This is a genomic window from Gammaproteobacteria bacterium (assembly GCA_036381015.1).
Taxonomy (GTDB): Bacteria; Pseudomonadota; Gammaproteobacteria; order Steroidobacterales; family Rariloculaceae; genus ZC4RG20.
The window spans coordinates 44,853-58,644 of sequence record DASVDR010000005.1; the positions used below are offsets into that span (position 1 = coordinate 44,853).

13 protein-coding genes and 1 tRNA gene are annotated in these 13,792 nt (G+C 67.0%); 13 read left to right on the plus strand and 1 reads right to left on the minus strand.

Annotated elements, in window-relative coordinates:
• Window positions 1–518 precede the first annotated feature (518 nt).
• Window positions 519–815 (minus strand): YhbY family RNA-binding protein, encoded by a 297-nt coding sequence (locus VF329_00995; protein ID HEX7079576.1) that lies wholly within the window; start codon window positions 813–815, stop codon window positions 519–521.
• 53 nt (window positions 816–868) lie between these two features.
• On the opposite strand from VF329_00995, the gene VF329_01000 reads away from it, so the two are divergent.
• From VF329_01000 to nuoG, 13 genes are all read left to right on the plus strand, one after another.
• Complete coding sequence (locus VF329_01000) at window positions 869–1,492, plus strand: RlmE family RNA methyltransferase (protein HEX7079577.1); 624 nt, start codon at window positions 869–871, stop codon at window positions 1,490–1,492.
• A 56-nt stretch (window positions 1,493–1,548) separates the two neighbouring features.
• A complete protein-coding gene (ftsH, locus tag VF329_01005) occupies window positions 1,549–3,462 on the plus strand; it encodes an ATP-dependent zinc metalloprotease FtsH (protein HEX7079578.1) in 1,914 nt (637 codons plus the stop codon).
• A gap of 171 nt (window positions 3,463–3,633) precedes the next feature.
• The gene (gene glmM, locus VF329_01010) at window positions 3,634–4,971 is read left to right on the plus strand and encodes a phosphoglucosamine mutase (GenBank protein ID HEX7079579.1); all 1,338 of its coding nucleotides are present in this window, start codon (window positions 3,634–3,636) and stop codon (window positions 4,969–4,971) included.
• Between the two features lie 113 nt (window positions 4,972–5,084).
• A complete protein-coding gene (gene tpiA / locus VF329_01015; protein ID HEX7079580.1) occupies window positions 5,085–5,879 on the plus strand; it encodes a triose-phosphate isomerase in 795 nt (264 codons plus the stop codon).
• A 31-nt stretch (window positions 5,880–5,910) separates the two neighbouring features.
• Window positions 5,911–6,336, plus strand: coding sequence for a preprotein translocase subunit SecG (gene secG, locus VF329_01020; GenBank protein HEX7079581.1), 426 nt, complete (start codon window positions 5,911–5,913; stop codon window positions 6,334–6,336).
• Between the two features lie 7 nt (window positions 6,337–6,343).
• A tRNA-Leu gene (locus tag VF329_01025) sits at window positions 6,344–6,428 on the plus strand.
• Window positions 6,429–6,589: 161 nt separating this feature from the next.
• On the plus strand, window positions 6,590–6,946 hold the full coding sequence (locus VF329_01030) for an NADH-quinone oxidoreductase subunit A (protein ID HEX7079582.1): 357 nt from the start codon (window positions 6,590–6,592) through the stop codon (window positions 6,944–6,946).
• Window positions 6,947–7,005: 59 nt separating this feature from the next.
• Window positions 7,006–7,464 carry an NADH-quinone oxidoreductase subunit B family protein gene (locus tag VF329_01035; GenBank protein HEX7079583.1) on the plus strand — a complete coding sequence of 153 codons (459 nt, stop codon included), beginning with the start codon at window positions 7,006–7,008 and terminating at the stop codon, window positions 7,462–7,464.
• A 109-nt stretch (window positions 7,465–7,573) separates the two neighbouring features.
• A complete protein-coding gene (locus tag VF329_01040) occupies window positions 7,574–8,287 on the plus strand; it encodes an NADH-quinone oxidoreductase subunit C (GenBank protein ID HEX7079584.1) in 714 nt (237 codons plus the stop codon).
• A complete protein-coding gene (locus VF329_01045; GenBank protein ID HEX7079585.1) occupies window positions 8,280–9,533 on the plus strand; it encodes an NADH-quinone oxidoreductase subunit D in 1,254 nt (417 codons plus the stop codon). Before VF329_01040 ends, VF329_01045 begins: the two co-directional genes overlap by 8 nt.
• A 77-nt stretch (window positions 9,534–9,610) precedes the next feature.
• Window positions 9,611–10,132 carry an NADH-quinone oxidoreductase subunit NuoE gene (nuoE, locus tag VF329_01050; protein ID HEX7079586.1) on the plus strand — a complete coding sequence of 174 codons (522 nt, stop codon included), beginning with the start codon at window positions 9,611–9,613 and terminating at the stop codon, window positions 10,130–10,132.
• 97 nt (window positions 10,133–10,229) lie between these two features.
• Window positions 10,230–11,528 carry an NADH-quinone oxidoreductase subunit NuoF gene (nuoF, locus tag VF329_01055; protein ID HEX7079587.1) on the plus strand — a complete coding sequence of 433 codons (1,299 nt, stop codon included), beginning with the start codon at window positions 10,230–10,232 and terminating at the stop codon, window positions 11,526–11,528.
• A 40-nt stretch (window positions 11,529–11,568) separates the two neighbouring features.
• Window positions 11,569–13,782: an NADH-quinone oxidoreductase subunit NuoG gene (nuoG, locus tag VF329_01060; GenBank protein HEX7079588.1), complete on the plus strand. Its 2,214-nt coding sequence runs from the start codon at window positions 11,569–11,571 to the stop codon at window positions 13,780–13,782.
• Window positions 13,783–13,792 lie beyond the last annotated feature (10 nt).

Sequence of the window (13,792 nt, forward strand, 5' to 3'; positions counted from 1 at the left end):
CCCTGCCGCTCGTCTGCGGCCCTCCCTGGCCGCAGACGGCCTCCGAAAGGCCTCATCGAAGACGCGTCCCCTCCGAGCACGGCAGATCGGTGAGGTGAGGGGCGGCTTCGGTAACGTCGCCGAGTTGCTTGCTGCGTTCGCTTCCGATCGGAGCTGACCGCGATCCCGGAAAGACCCGCGCGTCGCTTAGTATGAAAGCGAGGATGCATTTGTGTCGGCGATCATTTGGGCGCCACCGCGCGGACTATGGCGCGCAAGCGCCGCCATCGGTCTCGACGCGGTAACTACGGAGCGCGCAGCCAACGGATGAGGGCCTTCGGGCCCCGGTGCGGTGTCGGGGACACGGCTTCGACCGTCTCTTTCAGAGGCCGTCTGCGGCCAGGGACGGCCGCAGACGAGCGGCAGGGACGCTCTTCCCGCGTGCCTCTGAAAGAGACGGTCGAAGCCGTGTCCCGCTGCGGTGACGCATGAGGCGGTGACGTGAGGTGCCCGCGTGAGGCGCACGCGTGCCGCGGACTTCAGGAGTCGGGCAGACGGATGGACGACGGATTGCCGGGGCGATAAAGCAAGGCGACGTGGCCGGCTTCCTTCACGAGGCAAGCGTCGGCGAGCGGAGCGAGCTCCTGGAACACTTTGGACCGGCGCTGCCGATCGCCGAACCGAACTCGGACCTTCACGAGCTCGTGGTCGGCCAGCGCTTTGTCGAGCTCCTTTCGCAGGGACTCGGTGACGCCGCCGGCGCCGACGTCGATGACCGGTGTCAGAGTATGACCGAGGATGCGCAGATAGTTGGACTGCTCTTCAGTGAGATGCATCCGCCTTATTGTTCTCGGCGCCGCCCTCTCCGGCATGGTCCGCGCAGCATACGATGACTCGCCGCACGGGGTCCAGTAGCCGCTGGCTGCGCCGCCAGGAGCGCGATCCGTACGTCGGGCGCGCCGCTCGGGAGGGCTGGCGCTCGCGCGCCGTTTTCAAGCTCGAGGAGATTCAGGCGAAGGAGCGAATCCTGAAACCCGGGATGCGGTGCGTCGACCTCGGGTCGAGCCCCGGCGGCTGGAGCCAATTCGCCGCGAAGATCGTCGGTCCGCGCGGCCGCATCTGGGCCGTGGACGTGCTGCCGATGGATCCCGTGCCCGGCGTCGAGTTTCTTTGCGGCGACTTCACCGCGCCGGAGACGCTCGAGGCGCTCAGGGCCGCCATGGGCGGGGAGCGGGCGGATCTTGTAATGTGCGACATGTCCCCCAACATCAGTGGAAACCGAGCCGTCGATCAACCGCGCAGCATCGGCCTGGCCGAGGAAGCGTTGTCGTTCGCGGCCGAAGTGCTCGCCCCGGGCGGCGCCTTTCTCGTCAAGCTGTTCCAGGGCGAGGGATTTCGGGAGCTCGTGGACCGTTTGCGCACCGAGTTTCAGACCGTTCGGCTCGTCAAGCCGAAGGCTTCGCGCCCGGAGAGTCGTGAGATCTACGTGCTGGCCAGAAACTATGGGATGTAGTACGGTCTAATGTGGACTCGGCGTGGGAACTCGGTTCCCCATCATGAGGTAACGTCTTGAACGACCTGGCCAAGAACATCATCCTGTGGATCGTCATCGCGGTCGTGTTGCTGTCGGTGTTTCAGAGCTTCGGGCCGAACCACCAGCGCGTCGCCACGATCCCGTACTCCACATTCCTCTCCTACGTCGAGGACGGCTCCGTCGAGGAGGTCACGTTCGAGGGCGAGGCGATCCGCGGTCGCCGGAACGGTGAGGCGTTCCTCACGTACAACCCCGAAACCGACAACACGCCGCTGATCGGCCTGCTCCAGGAGCACGGCGTCGTCATTCAGGCGATGCCGCCGGAGCAGCAGTCGTTCCTGCTGCAGCTCTTCATCTCGTCGTTCCCGATTCTGCTGCTGATCGGCGTGTGGGTGTACTTCATGCGCCAGATGCAGGGCGCGGGCGGCGGCCGCGGTGCCATGTCGTTCGGCAAGAGCCGCGCAAGGCTCCTCGGCGAGGACCAGGTCCACGTCACGTTCGCCGATGTCGCGGGCGTCGAGGAGGCCAAGGAAGAGGTCGTCGAGATCGTCGACTTCCTGAAGGACCCGGCGAAGTTCCAGCGGCTCGGCGGCAAGATCCCGAAGGGCGTGCTGATGGTCGGCCCTCCAGGCACCGGCAAGACGCTCCTCGCTCGCGCGATTGCCGGTGAGGCGAAGGTGCCGTTCTTCACGATCTCGGGCTCCGACTTCGTCGAGATGTTCGTCGGCGTCGGCGCCTCGCGCGTGCGCGACATGTTCGAGCAGGCGAAGAAGCATGCACCCTGCATCATCTTCATCGACGAGATCGACGCGGTCGGCCGTCATCGCGGCGCGGGCCTCGGCGGCGGTCACGACGAGCGCGAGCAGACGTTGAACCAGCTGCTCGTCGAGATGGACGGCTTCGAAGGCAACGAAGGGGTCATCGTCATCGCGGCCACGAACCGGCCGGACGTGCTCGACCCCGCGTTGCTGCGCCCCGGCCGCTTCGACCGCCAGGTCGTCGTGCCGCTGCCCGACGTTCGCGGCCGCGAGCAGATCTTGAAGGTGCACATGCGCAAGGTGCCGGTCGATCCGAACGTGAAGCCGTCCGTGATCGCGCGCGGTACGCCCGGGTTCTCGGGTGCCGATCTCGCGAACCTCGTCAACGAGGCCGCACTGCTGGCCGCACGCGCGAACCGGCGCACGGTCCGCATGGAGGAGTTCGACAAGGCCAAGGACAAGATCATGATGGGCACCGAGAGGCGCTCCATGGTCATGAGCGAGGAGGAGAAGAAGCTCACCGCGTATCACGAGTCCGGCCACGCGATCGTCGGTCTGCTGGTCCCCGATCACGACCCCGTGTACAAGGTCACGATCATCCCGCGCGGGCGTGCGCTCGGCGTCACGATGTTCCTGCCGGAGGAGGATCGTTACAGCTACTCAAAGCAGCGGCTGATGAGCCAGATGAAGAGCCTGTTCGGCGGCCGCATCGCCGAGGAGCTGATCTTCGGGCCGCAGTACGTGACCACCGGCGCGTCGAACGACATCGAGCGCGCCACCGACATCGCGCGCAACATGGTCACGAAATGGGGGCTTTCGGATCGGCTCGGCCCGTTGACCTACACCGAGGACGACGGCGAAATCTTCCTCGGTCGCAGCGTCACGCGGCACAAGCAGGTCTCCGACGTCACGGCGCACGCCATCGACGAGGAAGTCCGCAAGCTGATCGACACGGCGTACACGGAAGCGCGCCAGCTGCTCGAGTCCAACGAGAGCAAGCTGCACATGATGGCCGAGGCCCTCATGAAGTACGAGACGATCGACGAGCAGCAGATCAGGGACATCATGGAAGGGCGTGCGCCGCGGCCGCCCGAGGATTGGGACGAGCCCTCGGAGCCGGGCGAGCGGGTCCCGGAGCCGGCCGACGAGCCGGCGACGCCGGCGCTCGGCGACCCGGCCGGGCAACACTAAGCGCCTACCCGGGGTCCGGCGGCCGCGAGCCGGCAAGGGGCGGTCACAACAACAACGGAGCGCCGCTCGAGCGCCGCACGAGATTCACGGAGGAGCCCGCTGCCGGTTCGGCCGCGCCTGTCTTTGGAGCGCGAGACCGTCGCTATCGCGTGGGCGCAGAGGGAGGGTACGATGGGGAGACGCTACTTCGGCACCGACGGGATCCGCGGGGAGGTGGGTTCCACGCCGATGACGGTCGACTTCGCGCTCCGGCTCGCGAGCGCGGCGGCCCGCGTCCTCGCCCCGAACGGCGGCCGCGTGCTGATCGGCAAGGATACGCGCGTCTCGGGCTACATGTTCGAGTCGGCGCTCGAGGCCGGCTTCGTCGCGTCTGGCGTCGACGTGCTCCTGACGGGCCCGCTGCCGACGCCCGCGATCGCGTTCCTCACGAAAAAGCTCGGCGCCGATTTCGGTATCGTGATCAGCGCCTCGCACAACCCGTACTACGACAACGGCATCAAGTTCTTCGGCGCGGACGGCGAGAAGCTCTCGGACGCGCTCGAGGAAGCGATCGAGGCACGCCTCGACGAGGTGCCGATCACGCGGGAGTCCCGGCGGCTCGGCCGCGCCACGAAGGCCGCATCCGCGCGGGCCGACTACATGGACTTTCTGCAGAGCACGATTCCCGAGGGGATGACGCTCGAGGGACTAAAGATCGTCGTCGATGCGTCTCACGGCGCGGGCTACAAGGTCGCGCCCCGTATCGTCGCCGACCTCGGCGCGGACGTCGTGCCGGTCGGCTGCTCGCCGAACGGGCGCAACATCAATGACGGATGCGGCTCCACGCGGCCGGACTTGCTGAAGCTCACGGTGGCCGGCGTCCGCGCGCACGTCGGGCTCGCGCTCGACGGGGACGGCGACCGCGTCGTGATGGTCGACGAGCGCGGCAATCTCGTCGACGGCGACCAGCTTCTGTACATCCTGACGTGCGATCGCCTGGAGTCGGGCGGCCTGCGCGGCCCGGTGATCGGCACGGTCATGAGCAATTTGGGCCTCGAGCTTGCGCTGCGCGAGCGGGGCATCGAGTTCAAGCGCGCCAAGGTCGGGGACCGGCACGTGCTCGCCATGCTGAAGGAGCACGACGCCGTGCTCGGCGGGGAGACCTCCGGGCACGTGATCTGCCTCGACAAGACCACGACAGGCGACGGGCTCGTCACGGCGCTTCAGGTCCTCGCGGTCATGCGGCGGACCGGCAAGAGCTTGAGCGAGCTCGCTCGCGGGATGTCCCAGTTTCCGCAGAGCCTCGTGAACGTGCGCGTGCCGGCGCCCGCCGACCCGAACGGCGCCCCGGCCATCCGTGCGGCGGTCGAGGAGGCCGAGAGCGCGCTCGGCCAGCGGGGCCGCGTCGTGCTGCGTGCCTCGGGCACGGAGCCTGTCATCCGGGTCATGGTCGAAGGCGAGGACCGCGAAATGGTCCGCGCGCTCGCATCGCGCCTCGCCGACTCCGTCCGCGCCGCCTTTGGCGCCTGACGCGCGTGCATTCGGTGCCGGTGATGCACTCCGCGCCCCGCACATGTTGATTCCCCCGTCCCCGGCCCTTAAGCTCTCGGGCCCTCGATGAGTCCCGGGCAAAGGCAAACGGCATGAGCGCCGCTCCGCGAGCGTCGGCCGCGCGGACAAAGCTGGTCGCCGGCAACTGGAAGATGAACGGCTCGCTCGAGGCGAGCGGGGCGCTCGTCGCCGCGCTGCGGGACGGCATCGGCGAGGGCCGCGGCGCGCGAATGCTGCTCTGCCCGCCATACCCTTATTTGAAAAGCGTCGCGGACTGGCTGCGCGGTACCGATATTCTGCTCGGGGCGCAGGACGTCTCCACACGCATCGGCAGCGGCGCGTTCACGGGCGAGGTCGCGGGCGCGATGCTCGCCGACGTCGGCGCGCAGTATGCGATCGTCGGCCACTCGGAGCGCCGCACGCTGTTCGGGGACACCGACGAGGTCGTCGCGCTGAAGTTCCAGGCCGCGCAGACCGCCGGTCTCGTGCCGATCCTCTGCGTCGGCGAGACGCTCGAGGAGCGCGAGAGCGGCCGAACCGAAGCCGTCGTCGAGCGTCAAATCGGCGCGGTGCTCGGCGCGGCCGGAGTTGCGGCGTTCGCGAACGCGGCCGTCGCGTACGAGCCGGTATGGGCGATCGGCACAGGCCGCACGGCCACGCCCGCGCAGGCGCAGGAGGTGCACGCGCGGATTCGGGCGATGATCGCCGCGCAGGATGGTACAATTGCCGCCGGCCTCCCCATCCTGTACGGCGGCAGCGTCAAGGGCGCGAATGCGGCCGAGCTGTTCGCGATGGATGACGTGGACGGCGGTCTCGTAGGCGGCGCGTCGCTCGAAGCGTCCGAGTTTCTGAGTATCTTTCGCGCGGCCTCTCAATCGACGGCATAACTACGGGCTGTGGGACCGGAAACCGACTGAAATGCTGCATACCATCCTGCTGAGCCTGCATCTGCTGGCATGCCTGTTCATCGTGGCTCTCGTGCTGCTCCAGCGCGGCAAGGGGGCTGAGGCGGGCACCGGCTTCGGGGCGGGCGCATCGGGCACGGTGTTCGGCGCGCGCGGGTCGGCGAGCTTCCTCTCCCGAGCCACGGCCGCCCTGGCGACGACGTTTTTTGCCACCAGCCTCGCCCTAGCGTTCCTCGGGCAGGACCAGACGGCGCCCGAGAGCTTGCTCGAGCGCGCGGCGCCGACCGAACAGCAGCCTCAGGCGGCGCCGCCGCCGGCGGAAGAGGACATCGACCGGCCGCCGCCGCTGCCTTCGGACGATTCGCAGCCGTCCGACCTGCCGGAGATCGACTCGGGTGAGGGTGAGCCGGCCCCGGCGACCGAAGCGCCGAACGATTGATTCGATTGCGGATGTGGTGGAACTGGTAGACACGCTGTCTTGAGGGGGCAGTGGCGCAAGCCGTGTCGGTTCGAGTCCGACCATCCGCACCACCGAATCAGGCACACCAAACGGAACTGACCCGGGCCGAGCGAGTTGATACAATTCGCGCCGGCTGACCGGGAGCGGTCAGCCTCGCACGGCCGGTCGTCGAGCGGCCGATTTTTTTATTCCGGCCGAGGCCCGCCTCTGTCGGGGCATTTTTTTGCGGATGATGCTTGCGAATTACCTACCGGTACTGATCTTTCTGGTGGTGGCCGGCGTATTCGGCGCGGTGTTGCTCTTCCTCGGCTTCGCGTTCGGCCGCGGACGCAAGGATGCGGAGAAGCTTTCGGCGTACGAATGCGGCTTCGATCCGTTCGAGGACACGCGCATGCGGTTCGATGTCCGCTACTACCTCGTCGCGATCCTGTTCATCATCTTCGATCTCGAGATCGCCTTCCTCTTTCCGTGGGCCGTGTCGCTGGATGCGATCGGCGGCTTCGGCCTCGCGGCGATGGGCGTGTTCCTGGCCCTTCTCGTCGTCGGCTTCATTTACGAATGGAAGAAGGGGGCGTTGGAATGGGATTGAGTCAGGAGGCCGCGCGCACGGCGCTGAACAGGGAGCTTCCGTTCGACGCGCCGGAGGTGATGCACCGCGGCTTCGTGGTCACGAAAGTCGACAACTTGATCAATTGGGCGCGCACCGGCTCCCTCTGGCCCGTCACTTTCGGGCTGGCGTGCTGCGCGGTCGAGATGATGCACGCGGGGGCCGCGCGCTACGATCTCGATCGCTTCGGCGTGATCTTCCGCCCGAGCCCGCGCCAGTCCGACGTGATGATCGTGGCGGGCACACTGGTGAACAAGATGGCGCCCGCGCTGCGCAAGGTTTACGACCAGATGGCGGAGCCCCGTTGGGTGATCTCCATGGGCTCCTGCGCGAACGGCGGCGGCTACTACCACTACTCGTACTCGGTGGTCAGAGGCTGCGACCGCATCGTGCCGGTCGACGTCTACGTCCCCGGCTGTCCTCCGACAGCCGAAGCGCTGCTGTTCGGAATCATCCAGCTGCAGCAAAAGATCCGACGCACACACACGATTGCCCGCTAGAGGCAGTCCCCGAGCGAAGGTCGAACGTGGAATCGTTCGATCCACCCGGTTGCGCGGATACGAGCAACGAAAGAAAAGGGAAATGCGAATCGAAGAGCTGACGCCGAGAATGAGCCGACTGGCCGAAGCGCTGGAAGCGCGTCTCGCCGGTCGCGTGCAGCGGTTGTCGCCGGGCCTGAATGCCGGGCAGCTCGCGTACGAGGTCGAGCCGGAGTCCCTGCTCGACGTATGCCGGGTGCTCCGGGACGAAGAGCCGTTCCGCTTCGAGATGTTGATGGACATCGCCGGCGTCGACTACCTGGTTTACGGCCGCGACGAGTGGCAGACGGCGAGCGCGACAGGCACCGGCTTCAGCCGCGGCGTGTTCCGCCGCGACGGCGTTCCCGCCGAGAGTGACGATCACGACGCCACGACGTACCGGCCCAAGCGCCGCTTCGCCGTCGTCTATCAGCTCTTGTCGATCACGCACAACCAGCGACTCCGCCTGCGCACGTTCTGCGCCGACGACGAGCAGCCGCTCGTGGATTCGGTCACCGGCATCTGGAGCTCGGCGGATTGGTACGAGCGCGAGGCCTTCGATCTCTACGGCATTCTCTTCCGCGGACATCCGGACCTCCGGCGCATTCTCACGGACTACGGCTTCATCGGGCATCCGTTCCGCAAGGATTTCCCCCTCGTCGGCAACGTCGAGATGCGTTACGACCCCGAGAAGGGCCGCGTCGTGTACGAGCCGGTGAGCATCGAGCCGCGAACGCTCGTGCCGAAGGTCATCCGGGATGATCACCGCTACGAGCCGGAGCTCAAGGACGCGAGCGATGCCTGAGATACAAAACTTCACGGTCAATTTCGGCCCCCAGCATCCCGCCGCACACGGCGTGCTGCGCCTCGTGCTCGAGATGGAGGGCGAGGTCATCCACAAGGCGGACCCCCATATCGGTCTGCTGCACCGCGCCACCGAAAAGCTCGCCGAGTCGAAGCCGTACAACCAGTCGATCGGCTACATGGACCGGCTCGATTACGTCTCGATGATGTGCAACGAGCACGGCTACGTGCTCGCGATCGAGAAGCTGCTCGGAATCGTACCTCCGATCCGCGCGCAGTACATCCGCGTGATGTTCGACGAGATCACGCGCATCCTGAATCACCTGATGTGGCTCGGCGCACACGGCCTCGACATCGGCGCGATGACGATGTTTCTCTACTGCTTCCGCGAGCGCGAGGATTTGATGGACTGCTACGAGGCGGTGTCCGGCACGCGGATGCACGCCACGTACTACCGCCCGGGCGGCGTCTACCGCGACCTTCCGGACAAGATGCCGCAGTACGAGCCGTCGCCGTATCGCACGGAGAAGGAGCTGAAGGCGATGAACGAGGCGAGGAGCGGGTCGCTCCTCGACTTCATCGACGATTTCGTCGCGCGCTTCCCGGCCCGCATCGACGAATACGAGGTTCTCCTCACGGACAACCGCATCTGGAAGCAGCGCACCGTGAACATCGGCGTCGTCTCGCCGGAACGGGCGATGCAGCTCGGCTTCTCGGGGCCGATGCTGCGGGGCTCCGGCATCGTCTGGGATCTGCGCAAGCAGCAGCCGTACGAGGTCTACGACCGCCTCGACTTCGACATTCCCGTCGGCGTGAACGGCGACTGCTACGACCGCTACCTGGTGCGCGTGGAGGAGATGCGCCAATCCACGAGGATCATCAAGCAGTGCGTGGACTGGCTGCGGGCGAACCCGGGGCCCGTGATGATCGAAGACCGCAAGGTGGCGCCGCCGCGCCGGATCGAGATGAAGGACGACATGGAGTCGCTCATTCATCACTTCAAGCTCTTCACCGAGGGTTACACGGTTCCGGAGGGTGAGGTATACGCGGCAGTGGAGGCGCCGAAAGGCGAGTTCGGCGTGTATCTCCTCTCGGACGGGGCGAACAAGCCTTACCGCGTGAAGGTCCGGGCACCGGGGTTCGCTCACCTCGCGGCGATGAACGAGATGGTGCAAGGGCACATGCTCGCGGACGTCGTCGCCGTGATCGGCACGCAAGACATCGTTTTCGGGGAGATCGACCGATGAACGACCGCCACTCGAACGCGGGGCGCGCCGACGCGCTGCCGGAGGCCGAGGAAGAGTCGGGCGCGGAGGTGACGACGATGCCCCGGCCGGCTGCGGCCCCGGCAGCCGCCGCAGGCCCGGCTCGGCTCTCCGAGCACGTTCGCGCCGAGATCGACCGCTGGGTTGCGAAGTTTCCGGAGGGCCGTCAGCGCTCCGCCGTGATCGCGGCGCTCCATGCCGTCCAGCACGAGAACGGCGGCTACCTCACGCAGCCGCTGATGGACGCCGTAGCCGAGTACCTGAAGCTTCCGCCCATTCAGGTGTACGAGGTCGCGTCGTTCTATTCGATGTTCGAGACGAAGCCTGTCGGCCGCCACCACATCTCGGTGTGCACGAACATCTCGTGCATGCTCCGCGGCTCCGACGAGATCGTTGCGCACATCGAGCGCAAGCTCGGCATCAAGACCGGGGAGAGCACGCCGGACGGCAAGTTCTACCTCAAGCGCGAGGAGGAGTGCCTCGCGGCGTGCGTCGGCGCGCCGATGATGATGGTCGATCACGTGTACTACGAGCATCTCACGCCGGAGAAGGTGGACGAGGTGCTGGACGCGCTGAAATGACGAGAAGAATGACGACAAAAAAGGTGTCAGACACCTTTTTCCGAGAAAAGGTGTCTGACACCTTTTTTGACAACACCTTTTTCGGCGGGGCCGTAGCGTGAGGGAGCAGAACCTCGTTTGCTTCGCGACGCTGGGGCTCGACGAGCCCTGGTCGCTCGCGAGCTATCTGAAGGTCGGCGGCTACGAGGCGTGGCAGCGCGTGCTGAACGGCGAGCTCGACCGCGCGGCGATCATCGAGGAGATCAAGGCGTCGGGGCTCCGCGGTCGGGGAGGCGCGGGCTTTCCCACCGGTCTGAAGCTCTCGTTCATGCCGGCCAACGCACCGGGGCAGAAATACCTCGTCTGCAACTCGGACGAGAGCGAGCCCGGCACGTGCCACGACCGCGACATCCTGCGCTACAACCCGCATGCGCTGATCGAAGGTATGGCGATCGCGGGCTACGCGATCGGGGCCACTGTCGGCTACAACTACATTCGCGGCGAGTTCATGGCCGAGCCGTTCCCGCGGTTCGAGCACGCGCTGAAGGAGGCGTACGAGGCCGGATGGCTCGGTAAGAACATCAAGGGCTCGGGAATCGATTTCGACCTGCATGCGTTCATCGGCGCGGGCGCCTACATCTGCGGGGAGGAGACCGCGCTTCTCGAGTCGCTCGAGGGCAAGCAGGGCAGGCCGCGCTTCAAGCCGCCGTTCCCCGCGCAGCACGGGCTCTACGGCAGGCCGACGACGATCAACAACACGCAGAGCCTGGCGTCGATTCCGACGATCATCCGCAAGGGCGCGCAGTGGTTCGCGGATCTCGGCGTCAAGGGCTCGGGCGGCACGGCCATCTTCTCGGTCTCGGGGCACGTCGAGAAGCCCGGCAACTACGAGCTGCCGCTCGGCATCCCGTTCAAGGAGCTGCTCGAGATCGCCGGCGGCGTGCGCGGCGGGCGCAAGCTCAAGGCCGTGATCCCGGGCGGCTCGTCCGTGCCGGTAGTCCCCGCCGAGACGATGATGAATCTCACGATGGACTTCGACACGATCCGCGCGGCCGGCAGCGGTCTCGGAACCGGCGCCACCGTCGTGATCGACGAGACGACGTGCATGGTGCGGCTGCTGCGGCGCATCTCGCGTTTCTACACGGCGGAATCGTGCGGCCAGTGCACGCCGTGCCGCGAGGGCACCGGCTGGCTCTACCGGGTGCTCACGCGAATCATCGACGGCAAGGGAACGCATGCCGACCTCGACATGCTCGTCGACGTCGCGAACAAGATCGAAGGGCACACGATCTGTGCGCTCGGCGATGCCGCCGCATGGCCGGTGCAGAGCTTCCTGAAGCACTTCCGGCACGAGTTCGAGTACATGGTCGAGCACGGGGGGCGCAGCATCGTCGACGACTTGAGCGCGGCGGCCTGAGCACGATGTTCCGCAGCGCAAGCCGCGATTACGGACGAACATGAGCGACGACACAGTCAAGATCGAAGTGAACGGCGTGCCGCTCGAGGCGCGCAAAGGCGAGATGCTGATCGAGGTGACGGATCGGGCACACATCTACGTCCCCCGCTTCTGTTATCACCGGAAGCTGAGCGTCGCGGCCAACTGCAGGATGTGTCTCGTCGACGTCGAGAAGGCGCCGAAGCCGCTGCCGGCATGCGCGACGCCGGTGATGGACGGCATGAAGGTCTTCACGCGTTCGAAGCGCGCAATATCGGCGCAGAAGGCGACGATGGAGTTCCTGCTGATCAATCATCCGCTCGACTGCCCGATCTGCGATCAGGGCGGCGAGTGCGAGCTTCAGGACCTGGCGCTCGGGTTCGGCCGCGACGTTTCGCGATATACCGAGAAGAAGCGGGTCGTGAAGGACCAGGATCTGGGCCCGCTCGTCTCCACGGACATGACGCGCTGCATCCACTGCACGCGCTGCGTGCGCTTCGGTGCCGAGGTGCAGGGCATCCAGGAGCTCGGCACGATCGGGCGCACCGAGAACGTCGTGATCAGCACCTACGTCGAGCGCGGCGTCCAGCACGAGCTCTCCGGCAACATCATCGATCTCTGCCCGGTCGGTGCGCTGAACAACAAGCCCTACCGCTACAGCGCGCGCGCCTGGGAGATGGTCGCGAAGCCGCTGATCGGCGCCCACGATTCGGTCGGGTCGAACCTCTACGCCCACGTGCTCCGCGGCAGCGTCAAGCGCGTCGTGCCGCGCGACAACGAGGCGATCAACGAGACGTGGATCGCAGACCGTGACCGCTTCAGCTGCCACGGCGTCTATAGCCCCGACCGGCTCGAGAAGCCGATGGTGCGGAGGGAGCAGGAGTGGTCCGAAGTGAGCTGGCAGGAGGCTCTCGAAGCGGCCGCGGCGCAGCTTTCCGGCGCCGTTGCGGACGAGGGCGACGCGCTCGGCATGCTCGTCTCGCCGAATGCGACGCTCGAGGAGATGTATCTCCTCCGGCGCATTGCGGAGCGGCTCGGCACGCGTAACGTCGACCACCGCCTCCGGCGGCGGGACTTCCGCGATCAGGCGGCGGATCCCGCGTTCCCGTGGCTCGGCTGCAGCATCGAGGAGCTCGAGCGGCAGGAGGCGCTCCTCGTCGTCGGCTCGAACCTCCGGATGGAGGTGCCGCTTCTCGCACACCGCGTCCGCAAGGCGGCGCTCGCAGGCGCGTCCGTCACGTTCGTCAATCCGGCCGATTACACGTATTACTTCGATCACGCCTACGTGCCGGCGCCGCCGGAGCGGGCCGTGCCGACGCTTGCCGCGATTTTGCTCGCCGCGGCGGAGGAGGCCGGGCAGCCGGTTCCGCGGGTCGTCGAGGGCTTCGCCGGCGAGGTGCGGGTCGAGGACGCGCACCGCACGGCCGCCCGAGCGCTGATCGGGAAGGAGCGGGCGCTCGTGCTGCTCGGCCACATCGCCCAGCGTCATCCGCAGTTCTCCGACCTGCGGGCGATCGCCGGCGCCCTCTCGGCCGTCACCGGCGCGAAGCTCGGCTACATCGCCGAGGGCGCGAACGGCGCGGGCGCGGCGCTCGTCGGCGTCGTGCCGCACCGACTGGCGGCAGGGGCGTCCGCCGGCGCCGAGGGCCTCGACGTGCAGGCGATGATCAGCGCGCCCCGCCGAGCCTACGTCCTCTTCGGCATCGAGCCGGCCGAGGACGTCGCGAACGGCGATCGGGCGGAGCAGGCGCTGAAGTCGGCCGATGCCGTCGTCTGCTTCACGTCCTATGTCACGCCCGAGCTCCTCGAGTGCTCGACGGTGCTGCTGCCGGTCGGCACGTTCGTGGAAACGGACGGCACGTTCGTGAACGCGGAAGGCCGGATGCAGAGCTTCGCGGCCGCAGCCGACCCGGTCGGCGAGGCGCGGCCGGGCTGGCGGGTGCTCCGCGTGCTCGCGGATCTGCTCGGCGTCGACGGCGCCGACTATCGGTCGTCCGGTGAGGTGCTGGAAGCGGTGAGAGCCGAGATCGACGATGTCACGCCGGACAACGCTTATCGCGGGCAATTCGAGGCCGGGCTCGAGGGCGAGCCGGTCGGGCTCGAGGAGCTCGATGTTCCGATCTACTCCGTCGACGCCGTGGTGCGCCGATCGCTCCCGCTTCAGCGCACGGTGTTCGCCCGTGCGCAAGAGAGCGACGAGGACGCGGAAATCCACAGATTGCAGAGCGCAGGATGAGCAGCTGGTT

What these genes read in the sequence shown, in the direction of transcription:
- VF329_00995 (HEX7079576.1), bottom strand. Translation starts at nt 815, where the DNA reads ATGCATCTCACTGAAGAGCAGTCCAACTATCTGCGCATCCTCGGTCAT.
- VF329_01000 (HEX7079577.1), top strand. Translation starts at nt 869, where the DNA reads ATGACTCGCCGCACGGGGTCCAGTAGCCGCTGGCTGCGCCGCCAGGAG.
- glmM (HEX7079579.1), top strand. Translation starts at nt 3,634, where the DNA reads ATGGGGAGACGCTACTTCGGCACCGACGGGATCCGCGGGGAGGTGGGT.
- tpiA (HEX7079580.1), top strand. Translation starts at nt 5,085, where the DNA reads ATGAGCGCCGCTCCGCGAGCGTCGGCCGCGCGGACAAAGCTGGTCGCC.
- secG (HEX7079581.1), top strand. Translation starts at nt 5,911, where the DNA reads ATGCTGCATACCATCCTGCTGAGCCTGCATCTGCTGGCATGCCTGTTC.
- VF329_01030 (HEX7079582.1), top strand. Translation starts at nt 6,590, where the DNA reads ATGCTTGCGAATTACCTACCGGTACTGATCTTTCTGGTGGTGGCCGGC.
- VF329_01035 (HEX7079583.1), top strand. Translation starts at nt 7,006, where the DNA reads ATGCACCGCGGCTTCGTGGTCACGAAAGTCGACAACTTGATCAATTGG.
- VF329_01040 (HEX7079584.1), top strand. Translation starts at nt 7,574, where the DNA reads ATGAGCCGACTGGCCGAAGCGCTGGAAGCGCGTCTCGCCGGTCGCGTG.
- VF329_01045 (HEX7079585.1), top strand. Translation starts at nt 8,280, where the DNA reads ATGCCTGAGATACAAAACTTCACGGTCAATTTCGGCCCCCAGCATCCC.
- nuoE (HEX7079586.1), top strand. Translation starts at nt 9,611, where the DNA reads ATGCCCCGGCCGGCTGCGGCCCCGGCAGCCGCCGCAGGCCCGGCTCGG.
- nuoG (HEX7079588.1), top strand. Translation starts at nt 11,569, where the DNA reads ATGAGCGACGACACAGTCAAGATCGAAGTGAACGGCGTGCCGCTCGAG.